This is a genomic window from Pseudomonas sp. BF-RE-21 (assembly GCF_019947305.1).
Lineage (GTDB): Bacteria > Pseudomonadota > Gammaproteobacteria > Pseudomonadales > Pseudomonadaceae > Aquipseudomonas > Aquipseudomonas migulae.
The window spans coordinates 126,776-145,015 of the sequence record NZ_JAGYGF010000005.1 but is presented as its reverse complement, the minus strand read 5'-3'; the positions used below and the strand labels follow the sequence as shown (position 1 = coordinate 145,015).

The 18,240-nt window shown below is 59.7% G+C and carries 11 protein-coding genes; 8 read left to right on the top strand and 3 right to left on the bottom strand.

Annotated elements, in window-relative coordinates; translation table 11 throughout:
- Window positions 1–13: 13 nt before the first annotated feature.
- The gene (locus KGB25_RS06040) at window positions 14–964 is read right to left on the bottom strand and encodes a DUF1853 family protein (RefSeq protein WP_223434597.1); all 951 of its coding nucleotides are present in this window, start codon (window positions 962–964) and stop codon (window positions 14–16) included.
- Between the two features lie 112 nt (window positions 965–1,076).
- Here KGB25_RS06040 and KGB25_RS06035 point away from each other — a divergent pair, with 112 nt between their 5' ends.
- The 8 genes from KGB25_RS06035 (at window position 1,077) to KGB25_RS06000 (ending at window position 12,306) form a co-directional block, all read left to right on the top strand.
- Complete coding sequence (locus tag KGB25_RS06035; protein WP_008028599.1) at window positions 1,077–1,967, top strand: NAD(+) kinase; 891 nt, start codon at window positions 1,077–1,079, stop codon at window positions 1,965–1,967.
- Window positions 1,964–2,938, top strand: a complete 975-nt coding sequence (locus tag KGB25_RS06030) for a metallophosphoesterase (RefSeq protein ID WP_177318166.1) — start codon at window positions 1,964–1,966, stop codon at window positions 2,936–2,938. Before KGB25_RS06035 ends, KGB25_RS06030 begins: the two co-directional genes overlap by 4 nt.
- Window positions 2,935–3,804, top strand: a complete 870-nt coding sequence (locus KGB25_RS06025) for a rhomboid family intramembrane serine protease (protein WP_223434596.1) — start codon at window positions 2,935–2,937, stop codon at window positions 3,802–3,804. Before KGB25_RS06030 ends, KGB25_RS06025 begins: the two co-directional genes overlap by 4 nt.
- Before the next feature lie 27 nt (window positions 3,805–3,831).
- Window positions 3,832–4,092, top strand: a complete 261-nt coding sequence (locus tag KGB25_RS06020; protein WP_008028592.1) for a YeaC family protein — start codon at window positions 3,832–3,834, stop codon at window positions 4,090–4,092.
- Window positions 4,089–4,919 carry a DUF2797 domain-containing protein gene (locus tag KGB25_RS06015; protein WP_223434595.1) on the top strand — a complete coding sequence of 277 codons (831 nt, stop codon included), beginning with the start codon at window positions 4,089–4,091 and terminating at the stop codon, window positions 4,917–4,919. Before KGB25_RS06020 ends, KGB25_RS06015 begins: the two co-directional genes overlap by 4 nt.
- A gap of 10 nt (window positions 4,920–4,929) precedes the next feature.
- Entirely contained in the window at window positions 4,930–7,587 is a 2,658-nt protein-coding gene (gene pepN / locus KGB25_RS06010) for an aminopeptidase N (RefSeq protein WP_223434594.1), read from the top strand.
- A 1,232-nt stretch (window positions 7,588–8,819) separates the two neighbouring features.
- A complete protein-coding gene (locus tag KGB25_RS06005) occupies window positions 8,820–9,893 on the top strand; it encodes a WD40/YVTN/BNR-like repeat-containing protein (RefSeq protein WP_008030080.1) in 1,074 nt (357 codons plus the stop codon).
- Window positions 9,894–9,921: 28 nt separating this feature from the next.
- A complete protein-coding gene (locus KGB25_RS06000; protein WP_008042857.1) occupies window positions 9,922–12,306 on the top strand; it encodes an efflux RND transporter permease subunit in 2,385 nt (794 codons plus the stop codon).
- 64 nt (window positions 12,307–12,370) lie between these two features.
- On the opposite strand, the gene KGB25_RS05995 is transcribed toward KGB25_RS06000, so the two are convergent.
- Both KGB25_RS05995 and KGB25_RS05990 read right to left on the bottom strand, forming a co-directional pair.
- Window positions 12,371–17,068: a dermonecrotic toxin domain-containing protein gene (locus KGB25_RS05995; RefSeq protein WP_223434593.1), complete on the bottom strand. Its 4,698-nt coding sequence runs from the start codon at window positions 17,066–17,068 to the stop codon at window positions 12,371–12,373.
- 271 nt (window positions 17,069–17,339) lie between these two features.
- On the bottom strand, window positions 17,340–18,059 hold the full coding sequence (locus KGB25_RS05990; RefSeq protein ID WP_008030085.1) for a FadR/GntR family transcriptional regulator: 720 nt from the start codon (window positions 18,057–18,059) through the stop codon (window positions 17,340–17,342).
- Window positions 18,060–18,240 lie beyond the last annotated feature (181 nt).

Sequence of the window (18,240 nt, the reverse complement as noted above, 5' to 3'; positions counted from 1 at the left end):
GATACCGCAAATCTCAACCACTGCCCGGCACATTCGGCCAAAGGTCCGCCACCAGAAACAACCGCTCCGCTTCCTCCCACTCCCCATTCGCATTCTCGATCAACCGCACCAGCAACTGCGCCGGCGCCTGCGGTTCCAGATCGCTCAGCCACGCTTGCAGCTGTTGCGTGCTCCAGGTCTGCTCGGCCGGGTAGTGCGCCGGCGCCAGCCAGGCATGGCGGGGCAGGGGTTGCCAGCGACCGAACGGGCGCTGCGTGACAAAATCATTCCAGTCCTTTTGATGCAGCCAGCTACCGCGCAAATGCTGTGGGTGCGCACCGCTTGGGGCTTCGGATTGCCCCGGCCACGGATAAAGCAGATAGCCGCCCAGCCACAAATGCGCACTGAACTGCTGGATGTCCAGCGCCGCCAGGACCTCGCGGCTCTCCGGTCGCGCGGAAATCGGCAGCTGATGCTGGCTCAGGTGCGCCAGTTTGCGGTCCAGCCGATCGTGGCAGCCTGGCCCCAGCCAGTGCGCGGTGTTATGCCCCGCGCCATTTTGCGGGCCGAGGTAAAGCTTGATCGCCAGTTCCAGGTGATGCACGCCGTCGCGATCGCGCAGCAGCATGTCCAGTTCGCCCAGCGTGTGGCCTTCGCGACGGATTGGCATGTTCGCGGCAATCAGATCGATGCCCGGTGCATGGCGCACCGCGTATTGCCACAGCCGTTCGTAATACAGACCCAGGCGCCGGGTCCGGGCCTGGGCCAGCCAGTGCAGCAAGTCGTAGCTGTCGTGATCCAGTTGCCGTAGCCAGAGTTCCAGCCGTTCCGGCGCTTGCACCCAGTCACTGCCCGCCAGTGGATGACGTTGCGGCCACGGCGTGACCTCCAGCATCGGCGGCGCGAGGATGACCCAGGCCAGGTCGCGGACCTCGGGGTGGCGCAACTGGTGGGGTAACTGCAGCAAATCGGGAAATAGGATCATCTTGCGAGCATAGCCCTAAACCTGAGTGCGCCCTTGTGGCTGAAAGGATTTTGTCTATCCCGCGCTTTCGCCCATAATCGTGGTTTTCGCCGTCGCAAACCGTAGGGGCACCATGGAGCAATTTCGTAATATCGGCATCATCGGTCGCCTGGGCAGTTCGCAGGTGCTGGATACCGTCCGCCGACTGAAACGGTTTCTGCTCGATCGTCACCTGCACGTGATCCTCGAAGACACCATCGCTGAAGTCCTGCCGGGTCATGGCCTGCAAACTTCATCGCGCAAGATGCTCGGTGAAGTCTGTGACATGGTGATTGTGGTCGGCGGTGACGGCAGCCTGCTTGGCGCCGCACGCGCACTGGCCCGACACAATATTCCGGTGCTCGGCATCAACCGTGGCAGCCTCGGTTTCCTGACCGATATTCGCCCCGATGAACTGGAAGTCAAAGTCGCGGAAGTACTCGACGGCCACTATCTGGTGGAAAACCGCTTCCTGCTGCAAGCCGAAGTCCGCCGCCACGCCGAGGCCATTGGCCAGGGCGATGCGCTGAACGATGTGGTGCTGCACCCCGGCAAATCGACGCGCATGATCGAGTTCGAGCTGTACATCGACGGCCAGTTCGTCTGCAGCCAGAAGGCCGACGGCCTGATCGTCTCCACGCCGACCGGCTCGACCGCGTACGCGCTGTCGGCGGGCGGCCCGATCATGCACCCCAAACTTGACGCTATTGTGATTGTGCCGATGTACCCCCATACCTTGTCGGGTAGACCGATTGTGGTCGATGGCAACAGTGAGCTGAAAATCGTCGTGTCCAAGGATATGCAGATCTACCCGCAAGTCTCCTGTGACGGGCAGAACCACTTCACCTGCGCGCCGGGTGACACCATCACCGTGAGCAAGAAAGCGCAGAAGCTGCGGCTGATTCATCCGCTTGACCACAACTACTACGAAGTCTGCCGGACCAAACTCGGCTGGGGCAGCAAGTTGGGGGGTGGAGGCGACTGATGCTCGATCCCGCGCGAAGTTATGACCTTATCGGTGACGTGCACGGTTGCGCCCTGACCCTTGAGCACTTGCTCGACCTGCTTGGTTATCACAAACAGGGCGGCGTCTGGCGGCATCCGTCGCGCATGGCGGTGTTCGTCGGTGACATCATCGACCGCGGCCCGCGGATTCGCGAGGCGCTGCACATCGTCCACGACATGGTCGAGGCTGGCCAGGCGTTGTGCATCATGGGCAACCATGAATTCAACGCGCTCGGCTGGAGCACGCCAGCGCCGCCGGGCAGCGGCAAGCAATTCGTCCGTGAGCACACGCCACGTCATGCGCGCCTGCTGGGTGAAACCCTGACCCAGTTTGAAGACCATCCCGCGGACTGGCATGACTTCCAGCAATGGTTCTACGAACTGCCGCTGTTTGTGGATGCCGGGCGTTTCCGTGTGGTTCACGCCTGCTGGGATTCGGGCCTGATCGAGCCGCTACGCGCTCTGTTTCACGACGGCTGCGTCGATGAACATTTCCTCCAGGCCTCGGCCGTGCCGGGCAGTTTTGCCTGCACCGTGTTCGACCGTTTGCTGCGCGGCACCGACATGCGCTTGCCTGACGGGTTGACCATGACCAGCGGCGATGGCCTGACGCGCTCGTTCTTCCGCACCAAATTCTGGGAAGACGACCCGCAAACCTACGGAGACATCGTGTTCCAGCCTGACGCTTTACCGGAACCCGTCGCCCGGACGCCGCTGTCGTCCACCGAGAAAAACACCTTGCTGCGCTATGGCGTTGACGAACCCTTGTTGTTCGTCGGCCACTACTGGCGCAGCGGCAAACCGGCGCCGATCCGTCCGAACCTGGCCTGCCTGGATTACAGCGCGGTGCTTTACGGCAAGCTGGTCGCCTATCGACTGGATCAGGAAACCCGGCTCGATCCGCACAAATTCGTCTGGGTCGACGTCGAACGGCCGGAGGCACTTCGATGAGCGCCGTGGCCGTTTTACGCCTGCCGCTGGCGGTGGATCTGAGCGGGTTCGTCAAACTGCTGCAACGCATGCAGGTGCCGCATCGGGTCAGCGAAGAGCAGGGCGAGCAGGTGTTGTGGGTGCCCGCCAATATCAGTGAAGACGTGCGTGCGTTGTACGAGCGTTTTCCGACGGGTGATCCCGATCAGCAACTGGACATCCCGGTGACGATAACCGCGAAGCGTCCTGGTTTCGTCGAGCAATTGCGCCACGCCAAAGCGACGGCGGCGGTGCTGCTGCTGAGCCTGATCGTCGGTGCGGTGACGCTGCTGGGCGAAAACCTCGACACGATGCGCTGGTTGACCTTCCTCGATTTCCGGGTGGTCGGCGAATACATCCATTTCACGCCATTGGCCGACAGCCTGGCAGCGGGGCAGTGGTGGCGTCTGGTGACGCCGATGCTGATCCACTTCGGCATCCTCCACCTGGCCATGAACGGCATGTGGTATTGGGAACTGGGGCGACGCATTGAGTCGCGTCAAGGCGGCATCAACCTGATTGGCCTGACCCTGCTGTTCGCCCTGGTGTCGAACTACGCGCAGTTTTATTTCAGCGGCCCGACCTTGTTTGGCGGGTTGTCCGGCGTGTTGTATGGCCTGCTCGGGCATTGCTGGATCTTTCAGATCCTGTCGCCGAACCGCGCTTATCGCCTGCCTCGCGGGGTGCTGGTGATGATGCTGGTGTGGCTGCTGCTGTGCCTGTCCGGGCTGGTCTCGATGATCGGCTTCGGTGAAATTGCGAACGCCGCCCACGTCGGCGGGTTACTCATCGGATGCTTCACCGGTTTGTTGGGTGGTTTGTACAACCGCCGTAAACTGGCCGCCTAAAAAAGTTATGTAAGTTCGGAGACCTTGATGTCCTCTTTTAACGAAATGATCAAAAACATCACCCCCGATATCTACCAGAGCCTGAAACTGGCGGTGGAAATCGGCAAATGGTCCGACGGTGGCAAACTCACCGCCGAACAACGCGAACTGTCGCTGCAAGCGATGATCGCCTGGGAAATCCAGAACCTGCCCGAAGACCAGCGCACCGGTTACATGGGCGTGCAGGAATGCGGCTCGAAGTCGATTGAAGTGCCGAATATCCTGTTCAAGTCGGATGCCATCCATTGATCGAGATTGGCCGCGGTGCAATCAGTAAAATGTCGGCCCGCCTGGACGGGGCCGACGTGCAGTACGCGTTTCGTCTGGACGATGTCGAAGTGCCGGTCAACCCGTTGATCGGCACCACGGTACGTCTGGAATACCTGGGGGCGATCCACTGCTGCCATTGCGGACGCAAGACCAAAACCAGTTTCAGCCAGGGTTACTGCTACCCGTGCATGACCAAACTGGCGCAGTGCGATATCTGCATCATGAGCCCGGAGCGCTGCCACTACGACGCCGGCACCTGCCGTGAGCCGGAGTGGGGCGAGAAGTTCTGCATGACCGATCACATCGTGTACCTGTCGAACTCGTCCGGGATCAAAGTCGGGATTACCCGCGCGACCCAACTGCCGACACGCTGGATCGACCAGGGTGCTCGTCAGGCGTTGCCGATCATGCGTGTTGCGACCCGTCAGCAGTCAGGCTTCGTCGAAGACCTGTTCCGCAGTCAGGTGGCGGACAAGACCAACTGGCGTGCTTTACTCAAGGGCGAAGCGGTTTCGGTGGACCTGACCGAAGTACGCGATCAGCTGTTTGAAAGCTGCGCCGAAGGCCTGCAAACCTTGCAGGAACGATTTGGTCTGCAGGCGATCCAGACTATTAGCGATGCCGAGCCGCTGGAAATCCGTTATCCGGTGGAGCAGTACCCGGCCAAAATCGTCAGCTTCAACCTGGACAAGAACCCGATTGCCGAAGGCACGCTGCTGGGGATCAAGGGCCAGTACCTGATCTTCGACACCGGCGTGATCAATATTCGTAAATACACGGCTTATCAGCTCGCCGTGCATCAGTAAGGACTCCAGCATGCGCACCGAACAACCGAAGATGATCTATTTGAAAGACTATCAGGCGCCTGAGTACCTGATCGACGAGACGCACCTGACCTTCGAGTTGTTCGAGGACCACAGCCTGGTCCATGCGCAACTGGTGATGCGCCGCAACCCTGAGCGTGGCCCGGGCTTGCCGCCGCTGGTGCTGGACGGTCAGCAACTCGATCTGCTGTCGGTGACCCTGGCCGACCGCGAACTGACGGCTGCCGACTATCAGTTGACCGAGAACCATCTGACGCTGCATCCGACCAGCACCAGCTTCACGGTCGACACCAGCGTACGCATTCACCCGGAAACCAACACCGCGCTGGAAGGCCTGTACAAGTCCGGCACGATGTTCTGCACCCAGTGCGAGGCCGAAGGCTTCCGCAAGATCACCTATTACCTCGACCGCCCGGACGTGATGAGCACGTTCACCACCACGGTCGTCGCGGAACAGCACAGCTACCCGGTGCTGCTGTCCAACGGCAACCCGATTGCCAGCGGTCCTGGCGAAGACGGCCGCCATTGGGCGACCTGGGAAGACCCGTTCAAGAAACCGGCGTACCTGTTCGCACTGGTGGCCGGTGATTTGTGGTGCGTCGAAGACACCTTCACCACCATGACCGAGCGCAACGTGGCGCTGCGCATCTACGTCGAGCCGGAAAACATCGACAAGTGCCAGCACGCCATGAACAGCCTGAAGAAATCCATGCGCTGGGACGAAGAGGTCTACGGTCGTGAATACGACCTGGACATCTTCATGATCGTTGCGGTCAACGACTTCAACATGGGCGCCATGGAGAACAAGGGCCTCAACATCTTCAACTCCAGCGCCGTGCTGGCTCGCGCCGAAACCGCGACCGACGCCGCGCATCAGCGTGTCGAAGCGATCGTCGCTCACGAATACTTCCACAACTGGTCGGGCAACCGCGTGACCTGCCGCGACTGGTTCCAGTTGTCGCTGAAGGAAGGCTTCACGGTGTTCCGCGATTCCGGTTTCTCCGCCGACATGAACTCGGCCACCGTGAAGCGCATCCAGGACGTGGCTTACCTGCGCACTCATCAGTTCGCCGAAGACGCAGGTCCCATGGCCCACGCCGTGCGCCCGGACAGCTTCATCGAGATTTCCAACTTCTACACCCTGACCGTGTACGAAAAGGGCTCGGAAGTGGTCGGCATGATCCACACCTTGCTCGGCGCCGACGGGTTCCGTAAAGGCAGCGACCTGTATTTCGAGCGCCATGACGGCCAGGCCGTGACCTGCGATGACTTCATCAAGGCCATGGAAGATGCCAACGGTGTCGACCTGACCCAGTTCAAACGCTGGTACAGCCAGGCTGGCACGCCGCGTCTGGCGGTGAGCGAGTCCTACGACGCTGCAGCGAAAACCTACAGCCTGACGTTCCGTCAAAGCTGCCCGGCGACCCCGGACAAGGTTGAAAAACTGCCGTTCGTGATCCCGGTTGAATTGGGCCTGCTGGATTCCAAAGGCGCGCCTGTTGCCTTGCGCCTGTCCGGCGAAGCCAGCGCCCAGGGCACCTCGCGCGTCATTTCGGTGACCGAAGCCGAACAGACCTTCACCTTCGTCGATATCGCTGAGCAACCGCTGCCTTCGTTGCTGCGCGGCTTCTCGGCGCCGGTGAAACTGAGCTTCCCGTACAACCGCGACCAACTGATGTTCCTGATGCAGCACGACAGCGACGGTTTCAACCGCTGGGATGCCGGTCAGCAATTGTCGGTGCAAGTGCTGCAAGAGCTGATCGCGCAACAGCAGAAGGGCGAGAAGCTGGTGCTGGATCAGCGCCTGATTTCGGCCTTGCGTACCGTGCTGTCGGACGAGACGCTGGATCAGGCGATGGTCGCCGAAATGCTCTCGCTGCCGGGTGAGGCGTATCTGACCGAGATCAGCGAAGTGGCTGACGTCGATGCCATCCACATCGCTCGCGAGTTTGCCCGCAAGGCGTTGGCAGACGGTTTGTTCGAGGCGTTGTGGTCGCGTTACCAGGCCAACCGCGCTCTGTCGAAACAAACCCCGTACATTGCCGAAGCCGAGCACTTTGCCCGTCGCGCCTTGCAGAACATTGCGCTGTCGTACCTGATGCTCAGCGGTCAATCGCAAGTAATGGCGGCGACGCTTGAGCAGTTCGAGACCAGCGACAACATGACCGAGCGCCTGACGGCATTGGCGGTGTTGGTGAATTCGCCGTTCGAAGAAGAAAAAGCCTTGGCGCTGGCCGGTTTTGCCGAGCACTTCAAGGACAATCCGCTGGTCATGGATCAATGGTTCAGCGTTCAGGCGGGCAGTACGTTGCCGGGCGGGCTGGAGCGGGTGCGTCAGTTGATGCAGCATCCGGCGTTCAACATCAAGAACCCGAACAAGGTGCGGGCGTTGATCGGCGCGTTTGCCGGGCAGAACCTGATCAACTTCCATGCGGCGGATGGTTCGGGGTATCGCTTCCTGGCGGATCTGGTCATCGAACTGAACGGGTTCAACCCGCAGATTGCTTCTCGCCAACTGGCGCCGCTGACGCGCTGGCGCAAATACGACGATGCTCGTCAGGCGTTGATGAAAGGGGAGCTGGAGCGGATTCGTGCTTCGGGTCAACTGTCCAGCGATGTGTTTGAAGTAGTCAGCAAAAGCCTGGCCTGAGTTTGGCGTTGGAACCTGTAGGAGCGAGGCCTGCCCGCGAAGGTTGTGTGTCGGGCGCGTTTTTTGATGGTGTGCATATCCATTGCTGCGGTAACGGCGGCTGGCGGTTTCGCTCTTACAGCGACTCACTTTTCCAGACGCCGAAAAGTAAGCAAAAGGCTTTGCCCCTGACGTACGGTGGCTCGCTAATGCTCGCCATGCCCTCGCTCCGGTCCTGCTCCGTGGGCCCGCCGCCATCGGCCATCCATGGCCGGGGGCGGCTAACCCGGCATCCATGCCGGGTTGCCCACTGCGCAGAACCTCCACTCGGCCTGCCGACGGGGCAGATCAAAATCAAAAACCAAGCAAAAGCGAGGCGGCCTGCCAGCCGACCTGGCTCTTTCTTCGTACGCATCCCCCTGTAGGAGCCGGCTTGCTGGCGATAGCGGTGGGTCCGCCAACTTATTTCTCGACTGACCCACCGCCATCGTCGGAACGCCGCCCGCAGCAAGCCGGCTCCTACAGTTGATCGTATTTATCCAAACGCATATGCATTTCCCTTGTAGGAGCCAGCTTGCTGGCGATGGACGTCAACGATAACGCGGGCTGTCTGAATGAACGCGTCGCCCAGACGTTTTTCGCCGGCAAGCCGGCTCCTACAGGGAACCCCATACGCTTTTGCTTTTCACCACTCATCAGGCCGAGCGTTAGCTCGCCTTCCGCTTTTGATCTGAGCGCCCCCTCGAGAGGCCGAGCGCAGGTTCTGCGCAGTGGGCAACCCGGCATGGATGCCGGGTTAGCCGCCCCCGGCCATGGATGGCCGATGGCGGCGGGCCCACGGAGCAGGACCGGAGCGAGGGCATGCCGAGCCTGGGCGAGGCACCGAACGAAAGGGGCAAGAGCGCTTGGTTACTTGGCGCTTCTCCAAGTGACCCGCTGTAAGAGCGGAACCAATAGAAGCCGTTACCGCAAAAATGGATATGTACACAAAACACCAACCACAAACCACAAACCCCGAATCACCCCACCTGATACCCCAACATTCAGAAAAACCCCCATCCCCCCAGGTTAACAAAAGATAACGTGGCGTCGATTGTCAGACCTTTCCAAACCCCGATAGGATAAGCCAGCTTCCGAAGGGGCTCTGGATTGCGGGTTTCAGGACTATGCTCCTAACCATCCAATCCCGATGAGCACCCCTTACGGCGCCCTGAAAGGTTGAACGACCTAACAATAATAATGGGGGAAGGTCTATGAGTGAGCCTGTCATGGGTGTGGGTATCTGCCGCCCGCCGGCACTGCGCAAATTCGCATTGCTGGCTACAGCGCTCTCGCTGTTGGGCTGTGCCGTGTTGTCGGCACCTGCGCTGGCCAATGCGGCGCCAGCCACCGACGTTGTCTATTCCGTTGAATCCGCCAAAGCCAGCAAAAGCCTGATGCTCGACGTCGTGCACGCCGGCAAGCGCCTGGTGGCCGTCGGGGATCGCGGGCACATCCTGTATTCCGATGACCAGGGCGCGACCTGGACCCAGGCCAAGGTGCCGACCCGGGCACTGCTGACCTCGGTCTATTTTGTCGACGACAAACACGGCTGGGCCGTCGGGCATGACGCGCAGATCCTCGCCAGCGAGGACGGCGGCGTCACCTGGACCAAACAATATGAAGACCTGAAACGCGAATCGCCCCTGCTCGACGTCTGGTTCCAGGACGCCAGCAACGGCTTCGCCGTGGGCGCTTACGGCGCGCTGGTGGCCACCACCGACGGCGGCAAGACCTGGGAAGACGCCAGCGACCGCCTGGACAACGAAGACCAGTACCACCTCAACGCCATTGCAGCGATCAAGGATGCCGGGCTGTTCATCGTCGGTGAGCAGGGCAGCATGTTCCGTTCCTCCGACTGGGGGCAGACCTGGGAAAAACTCGAAGGCCCCTATGAAGGCTCGTTGTTCGGCGTGATCGGCACCGCCGAGGCCAACACGCTGCTGGCCTACGGGCTGCGGGGCAACCTGTTCCGCTCCACCGATTTCGGCACCACCTGGGAGCCGGTCGAGTTGAAAGCCACCCGTGGTGCGCTGGAGTTCGGACTGTCCGGTGCGACCTTGCTCGACGACGGTTCCATCGTGATCGTCGGCAACGGCGGCTCGGTGATCCGCAGCAACGACAACGGCGAAACCTTCAGCGTGTTCAACCGTCCGGATCGCATTTCCGTTTCGGCGGTCACTGCGGCGGGCGACGGCAATCTGGTTCTGGCAGGACAGGGCGGCGTTCGCGTCACCTCGCCAACCGGCGCCGGTGCAGAGAATGGAAAAAACGGGTCGTCCAAATGAGCCGGGCAAATAATAAGAAGGCGGGTCTATGACATCCTTGAGCAGCCATCACCAAGACAAGGCGACGTTTCTTGAACGCCTGATTTTCAACAACCGCCCGGCAGTGATCGTGATCTGTCTGTTGGTGAGTATTTTCCTGTTCTGGCAAGCGACGCTGATTCGGCCGTCCACCAGTTTCGAAAAGATGATCCCGCTCGAGCATCCGTTCATTCAAAAGATGATGGAGCACCGCAACGACCTGGCGAACCTGGGCAACACGGTTCGCATTTCGGTTGAAGCCACCGACGGCGACATCTTCTCCAAGGAGTACATGGAGACCCTGCGTCAGATCAACGACGAGGTGTTCTACATCTCCGGCGTCGACCGTTCCGGCCTCAAGTCGTTGTGGAGTCCGAGCGTACGCTGGACCGAGGTGACGGAGGAGGGCTTCGCCGGCGGTGAAGTGATCCCGCAGAGCTACAACGGCTCCCAGCAAAGCCTCGATTTGTTGCGCAACAACGTGCTTAAGTCCGGTCAGGTCGGGCGTCTGGTGTCCAACGACTTCAAGTCGAGCATCGTCGATATCCCGCTGCTGGAGTCCTACCCGGATCCGCAGGATCAAGGCAAGTTGCTGGCCCTGGACTACCGCAAGTTCTCCCACGAGCTGGAAGAAAAGATCCGCGACAAGTACGAGAAACAGAACCCCAACGTACAGATCCACATCGTCGGTTTCGCCAAGAAAGTCGGCGACCTGATCGATGGCCTGGTGATGGTGGTGATGTTCTTCGGTGTCGCCTTCGTCATCACCCTGATTCTGTTGTACTGGTTCACCAACTGCATGCGCAGCACCGTGGCGGTGTTGAGCACGACGCTGGTGGCGGTGATCTGGCAGCTCGGCCTGATGCACTTCTTCGGCTTCGGGCTGGATCCGTACTCGATGCTGGTGCCGTTCCTGATCTTCGCCATCGGCATTTCCCACGGCGTGCAAAAGATCAACGGTATCGCCTTGCAGTCCAGTGAGGCCGACAACGCGTTGACTGCGGCGCGGCGCACCTTCCGCCAATTGTTCCTGCCGGGGATGATCGCGATCCTTGCGGATGCGGTGGGCTTCATCACATTGCTGATCATCGACATCGGCGTGATTCGCGAGCTGGCCATCGGTGCATCCATCGGTGTGGCGGTGATCGTGTTCACCAACCTGATCCTGTTGCCGGTGGCAATTTCCTACGTCGGCATCAGCAAGCGCGCCGTCGAGCGCAGCAAGAAAGACGCGCACCGCGAACACCCGTTCTGGCGCCTGCTGTCCAACTTCGCCAGCCCGAAAGTTGCCCCTGTGTCGATCGTGTTGGCCCTGTTGGCCTTCGGTGGCGGCCTCTGGTACAGCCAGAACCTGAAAATCGGCGACCTCGATCAAGGTGCTCCAGAGCTGCGTCCGGATTCGCGCTACAACAAGGACAACAACTTCATCATCAGCAACTACTCCACCAGTTCCGACGTGTTGGTGGTGATGGTCAAGACCAAGTCCGAAGGTTGCTCGCGCTATGAAGCGATGGCACCCATCGACGAGCTGATGTGGAAGATGCAGAACACTGAGGGCGTGCAGTCGGCGATCTCGCTGGTGACCGTATCCAAGCAGATGATCAAGGGTATGAACGAGGGCAACCTGAAATGGGAAACCCTGTCGCGCAACCCGGACGTGTTGAACAACTCCATCGCCCGCGCTGACGGCCTGTACAACAACAGTTGCTCCCTGGCGCCAGTGCTGGTGTTCCTCAACGATCACAAGGCTGCCACCCTGGATCGCGCAGTTCATGCGGTGCAGGACTTCGCCAAGGAAAACAACAAGGAAGGCCTGGAATTCATCCTTGCGGCAGGTAACGCCGGCATCGAGGCGGCCACCAACGAAGTGATCAAGGAATCCGAGCTGACCATCCTGATCCTCGTCTACATCTGCGTCGCAACCATGTGCATGATCACCTTCCGTTCCTGGGCGGCGACCTTGTGCATCGTGTTGCCACTGGTGCTGACGTCGGTACTCGGCAACGCCCTGATGGCTTTCATGGGCATCGGCGTCAAAGTTGCGACCTTGCCGGTAGTGGCGTTGGGCGTGGGGATTGGTGTGGACTACGGCATCTACATCTACAGCCGCCTGGAAAGTTTCCTGCGTGCCGGCCTGCCGTTGCAAGAGGCGTACTACCAAACGCTGAAGTCCACCGGTAAAGCCGTATTGTTCACCGGCCTGTGCCTGGCGATCGGCGTGTGCACCTGGATCTTCTCAGCCATCAAGTTCCAGGCCGACATGGGCCTGATGCTGACCTTCATGCTGCTCTGGAACATGTTCGGCGCGTTGTGGCTGCTGCCGGCGCTGGCTCGTTTCCTGATCAAACCGGAGAAGCTGGCGGGGCAGAAGGGCAACTCGTTGTTCGCTCACTAAACCTCAGGCAAAACCAAAAAGCCGCAACCTTGGGTTGCGGCTTTTTTATGGGTGATTGGAAAACTCAGCGAGGTTGCAACGGTAGAAAATCGCTGTTCGCCAGTTCCTTGCTGATGATTCCGTGATGAATTTCGATTTTCTGCTTCGGGTCCTTGGCCTTGGCCATGGCCGATTCATAGGTTTCGAAGCGTTGCTCCCTGGTTTTCAAGTGCGCCTGGGTGTAGTCAGCCTTGGCATCATCCGCGTTGGCGTAGTGAAAATGCCCGTACCACCAGGGTTGATTGTCTTTATTCAACAAAGCGTACTCTTGCATGAAGTCACGCCGCCCGGTTTTCAGCTGAACCCGGTTGCCGTTGATTCGCGCAAAAATTTCTTTGTGCCGCAGCAGATACTCCACCCCCTCGCTACTGGGCGGCCGGGCGAGGGTCATGCGGGTGCGAAGTTCAGTGGCCTTGTTGTCGAGGATAAGCGCTTTGTCGCGGAGTCCGCTGATCAGCGAAACGTCTGTTTCGCGGTTGGCCGGAGGACTTTCGTGCTGTTCCAGTCCATCGGCGTACCCGATCAGTTTTTGTGCTTCCCGTTGCAACTGCTCTTCGATTTCCTTGGGAGAACTGGCGCGCTGCGCGTAACCCTCGATCTTCTGCACGTTTTTATCGACATCGGCCAACGCCTTGCGGGCATCGCCCTTGAGCTGCTGATAGGGGTGCGTTGCCTTGGTAGCTGCGGGTCTGGCATCGACGATTTCTACCCAGACATTGGGCTCGTGCTCGTGGAACGAAGCCAGTGGCCTTTCTTCGAACGGATGGTTGATGTCGACAATGTCTCCTTCCTGGTGAGCGACCCGTTGTCGAAGATCGCCGATCAATGTGCCTTTAGCGGTTTTGATCACCCGCTTGCGACTGGACCATGAATAGGGACGCTTCACCGGCGGCTTGGGGCCGGAAGCTGATGTTGAAGGCTCCTCCGGTTGCGGCAACAGTTGAAGCGCTTCCGCAAGACGTCGTTCGGCATCGATACGCAGTTGGTGAATGAGCTCGCGCAGGCGATTGAAGGGGTGTGCCTGCAGTTCATCTGTGCTGAAAATGCCTATCGCCTCAAGGCCGTCCTGTGCCTTGTTGTACTGATCGACCAGGTTCTCCAGAACGGAGATCCGGTCGCTGTTGGTGTAGGTGTGTTCCGTTTGCAGTTCGGCATGCGAGCGAGACAGCAGCAGTAATGGGCTGAGGGTGTGTTCGAGCACACCCATGGTGCTGCTTCCGAGGGCCTTGAGGCTGAGCAGGCGCAAGATACTCAGCTGATAGCACTTGACGCGCAGTGCCGTCATTTCATCTTCGGGCCTGTTGCCGGTCAGTCGTTTCCAGTACTCGATGCCCTGGCGAGGGATCTGCTTGAGTTCCTGCAGTCGGCTGTCTACCTGGTCCAGAAGCTTGATCATGGATTCGTTGATGTCGGAGGTTTTGCGCATGAACTCAAAGTAGCGATCCAGTACCGCGTCGCCTTCGCGGATCAACGCGTCATGCAAATGCCCGACGCCATTTCTCAAGTCCGCATACGTTTGATTGACAGCCTCGCGCTCCCAGTCAGCAATGACGATCCGTTTGCGGGCGTTGTTGATGATGTTTTCCGACAGGTTGCACAACTGCACAGGATCGGGATCGGATTTGGTCAACTCGGCCAATTCCCTTTTCTCGGCCAGCAGCGTGGCGTAGCTTTCGGTCTGTTTGTCCAGCTCATCAACGAACCGTTGCCTGTACGTGGCGCGATCGAGCTCTGTACTGGCGGCGTCGTTCTTTTTCAGCTGCATCAGGTTTTCGGCAATGTCGACGCGCTTCTGCACCCGCACTTGCTGATCCACGAATTCCTGACGATTGAGTTCCAGCAGACTGATGCGTTGTTGCGTGATTTCTCGCTGGGCGTTGATCCGTGCATTGCGCCCGCCGCCAACCAGTTTCAACCCTTGATCCAGAGTCCAGCGGCCCGCTCCATTGGTCTTGAGCTTGATGCCGGGATGATCCGGGTGCTCCGGATGTATCAGATACGCCTCACCGAACCCGGGCACGATACTCACGCGAAACAGCAGGCCGGCGACGGTGGCGTGCCAAAGATTGCCGATCCGGTACAAACCTTTGAAGACGCCGGTGGTAACGGGCTCTGGCAGAGGTGTCGGCCATGGCACCTGAACCTCCCGTAACGTGTTGAACAGTCGGGCCGCTGCCGAATCGCGCGCGCTCGACTGGTTGAAGTCGAGCAGGGTCTTGCCACTGCCCGGCGGCTCGGAGGGCAGGCCCGGAGTGTCCTGGGTAATAGTCGATTCGGCGGGCCATGAAAATGTCTGCGCAGGACGGCGCAAGGAGGCGAGGGCATCCGGAACTGGCGTCGCTGCGCTGTCGGAAAGTGCCGGGGATCCTTCCTCTCGAGCGACATGCAGAACCAACAGGCCAATGTTCAACAGCACATCGATCCATGCCTGATTCCGCGCCTTCGGGTCATCACTGTCCAGCGCTGGCAGATCGTTGATCAGGCTGTGGGCGATTTGCAGCATCCAGCCCACCACCATGGCGGGGCCGCGCAACAACGGCAGAATCAGGTTGTTGAACACCAGCCAGCCACCCTCAAGGATGATCGCCCAGCGGCTCTCGGCATTCGACACCGATTGCCGATCCGCCAGATCGATCAGTGTGCGTGCATTGCTGACGAACAGACTGGCCAGCAATCGACCTTCTTCCAGCGCGGTGAGCCAGCCGCCAACCGCTTCGTTGCCGGCCAGAATCGCCGGTTGGGGCTTTTCAGGCAGTGTGAATTCGTCCCCTGCATGGAAGTGGACAATGTGCGGTTCGGTGAAGCCGTTGTTGTCGTAGATCGGCCGTGCGCGATCCGGCAGCCAGGTCAGCACGCTGGTTTGCAACGGGCCGGTTTGCGCAATGGCACTCAGCAAGTCCTGACGGCTGGAGTATTGGTGCAGAGGTTCTGAATACAGCGGTCGGTAAAGAATATGCGGGCCGTCCGACTTCAGGTCTTTCGGCTCAATGATGAACATGTTGCTGACCACATCACTCGTGGCCCCGGCCTTGCGTTGAAACGCCAATGGCCTGATGACGACGGACTGTTCCTCGACAATGCGCTCGGCGGCCAACGGCTGGAACACTGCATCGACATATCGATAGCCCAGGAAGGTGAAGCCATGCTCACCTTTGATCGAATGCTCAAGGGCACGCAGCGGTAAATTCAGGCTCAGTTCCAGGCCGAAGAGTCGCAGTCGCTCATTGGCCTCGGGACTGTTGCCAAGCAACTGCGCCTCGATGTACTCGGGGTAATGTTTTCCGACATCAACGCGGCTCACCAGATCCAGCAAATAGGCCTCGGTGGTCCAGTCTTGAATCAGCTGGTTTTCGGTGTGGCGAAGGGTCATCCGGCCCTTGGGTTTGCCGGCCAGGTTGTTGATCGCCAGGTCGGTCAGGGACATTTTGACGGGTTCGAGGTAGCCGCTGCCCAAATCGCCGACAGGCACGTGAAAGGTCAGTTCCAGTTCATCGGACTTGTAGCCGGGTGCCAAGGGCTGGTCTTTGAGCATTTGCTCATGCAGCGCATTTCTGGCGAACGTGCGAAGGTCAACGACGTCGTCGGGCAACGAGCGTCCCTGTGTCTGCTGTTTGACACTGGCCATCGACAACGTGTGTTTACGCCACGCCATGCGATCAGTGGCGCTGGCGCCCTGCAACCACTCGGGAATCGTTGTCTGTAGGGCGTGAAGGTGCGTCGGGTGGTTGTCGCTGCCGATAAACAGTGCGGCGACATCGGTGATTGCGTCAAAACGCTTTTCAAGGTCAGCCAGGCTTTGGCGTGCGGGCAGTTTGAGCGACCCCAAATCTTCCAGTTGCCGGTTCAGCAGCAGAGCTGCCTGGGTATCAAAGATGTTGCCGTCCGGAGCAAAACGTTTCCAGGTGATGGAGTCCGCCGTGAAGTCTTGCTGAAACCGCGCGCCCCACGCGGCACCGAAGGCTTGCAGGGACGGGAACGATTCGATGTTGCCGGTCACGCTGCACAACAAATGAGTCTCGCCGCAAATCACCAGGATATCCGGCGCCTGCAGTGTGAACGACATGTCGCCTCTGCTCAGCGTGACTTGAAGCGTGCAGGCTTCAATTGCACCTTTGGCCCAAGGACGCTGAAGGCGTTCGCGGTTGTCAGGTTGGCGGGCCAGCTCCAATAGAATCCCGGCCTGCTCGGCATCACTTGCTGCGAGGCGCGTCGCGGATGTTTTCAACACGCCGGCGAGCAGGTTCCCCAGCCATTGCCAGCGACTGACGCCGCTGTCGTCCTGTACGTTCCAGCAGGCGGCCAATGATTCCTGAGCGCCGATGTAGAAAATGTCGGGTAATTCACGGATGACCTGCGCAATCACTTGCAGGTCGGGCAGTCGCGATGTCGTGTTGTCGGCGGTAAGTTGAGCGGGGGCACGGTTTGTCAAAAAACAGCTGCGACCGTATTGCTCGCTGAAATCGGGGAATGCGCCACTGGCCAGGTAGTCGAGCACCACGTCCAGAAGCAGCGTCAACCGCCAGGCGCCATCCGGGATCGGTTGGGCAATTTTGGTTCGCTCAGGGTCGAACGCCAGTTGCGGGTATTTTTCCAGAATGCCGTCTTTGAGCAGGCGGGCGGTTTGCGAGCGTAAGGTCGGCCGGGTATTAAATCGGGTGTGAACCGCCCGCGCGATGATGTCGGTGTCGCTTGCGGCGGCGGGTGGTGATGCAGGTGTGGGCATGATGCAATCCTTTGCATGTGTGGTTCCTCAACGTAAAACCGAATCGAAAGGGATGTGCGGTAGCCGGGTACCGCACATTGGGCGAAGCGATAGGTTAAGGCCTGCGTTCAGGCCAGAAACGAAAAAGCCGCAACCAGGGTTGCGGCTTTGTTATCTCAGAAGATCAACGTAACCCCTGTAGGAGCCAGCTTGCTGGCGATGGTGTGCCAGTAGACATCGTTGTGGCTGACACACCATCGCCAGCAAGCTGGCTCCTACAAAGGGATCGTTTTTATGAGGGATCGGCGCCGAGCACCACATTCAGCGCACTGCGTGCATCGTCCAGTTGCACCAGCGTTGCATGCCGTGCACCCAGCGCATCGCGGTTTTCGATGGCGGTGAGAATCGCCTTGTGCCGTGGCAACGCCAATTCATGCAGGTTCGGCCGCTGGTTGGAATGCTTCAACGCCTCGGCAATCGCCACCGACAGCATGTTGCACAGGTTCGCCAACAGATCGTTGTGGGTGGCGTCGGCGATGCGGCTGTGGAAATCCAGGTCCGGTTGCAACAGGGCTTCAGGCGTCGGCGCGGCTTCCATGCGTTGGTAGGCTTCACCGATAGAGGCAATGTCTTCGTCGGTGGCGAATTGCGCGGCGAGGGCCGCCGCTGCCGGTTCGATGATGCTGCGCACGCTGGTCAGCAGATCGAAGAACTGATTCTGCGGGCTGCTTTGCATCAGCCAGTGCAGCACGTCCGGGTCAAGCATGTGCCATTCCTTGCGCTGCTTGACCACCGTGCCGACACGCGGACGGGAATACACCAGGCCTTTGGCGACCAACACGCGAGTGGCTTCGCGCAGCACCGGACGGCTGACCGCGTACTCCTCGCACAACAGGGCTTCGGCGGGCAGTTTGTCGTCCGGTTTGAAGCGTCCCGAAACGATCTGCATGCCCAGTTCCTGGACAATGCGCGAGTGCATGCTTTTGCGGTCGGAGGGTTTGCGGTAATCCATGGGGAACGGCGCGATCCTGTGCGGGGGAGGTGCTGCGCATCATAACAGGCGCGGCGCAATCTTGAGGCAGGCATGAACAAATGTGGGAGCGAGCCTGCTCGCGATGACGGACTGACAGCCAACTTTAATGTTGAATGTTCAATCGCTATCGCGAGCAGGCTCGCTCCCACAGGGGATAGAT

Bases quoted from the DNA above. Each gene is read 5' to 3' on its own strand.
- KGB25_RS06040 (WP_223434597.1), bottom strand. From the start codon at position 964: ATGATCCTATTTCCCGATTTGCTGCAGTTACCCCACCAGTTGCGCCAC.
- KGB25_RS06035 (WP_008028599.1), top strand. From the start codon at position 1,077: ATGGAGCAATTTCGTAATATCGGCATCATCGGTCGCCTGGGCAGTTCG.
- KGB25_RS06025 (WP_223434596.1), top strand. From the start codon at position 2,935: ATGAGCGCCGTGGCCGTTTTACGCCTGCCGCTGGCGGTGGATCTGAGC.
- KGB25_RS06020 (WP_008028592.1), top strand. From the start codon at position 3,832: ATGTCCTCTTTTAACGAAATGATCAAAAACATCACCCCCGATATCTAC.
- pepN (WP_223434594.1), top strand. From the start codon at position 4,930: ATGCGCACCGAACAACCGAAGATGATCTATTTGAAAGACTATCAGGCG.
- KGB25_RS06005 (WP_008030080.1), top strand. From the start codon at position 8,820: ATGAGTGAGCCTGTCATGGGTGTGGGTATCTGCCGCCCGCCGGCACTG.
- KGB25_RS06000 (WP_008042857.1), top strand. From the start codon at position 9,922: ATGACATCCTTGAGCAGCCATCACCAAGACAAGGCGACGTTTCTTGAA.
- KGB25_RS05995 (WP_223434593.1), bottom strand. From the start codon at position 17,068: ATGCCCACACCTGCATCACCACCCGCCGCCGCAAGCGACACCGACATC.
- KGB25_RS05990 (WP_008030085.1), bottom strand. From the start codon at position 18,059: ATGGATTACCGCAAACCCTCCGACCGCAAAAGCATGCACTCGCGCATT.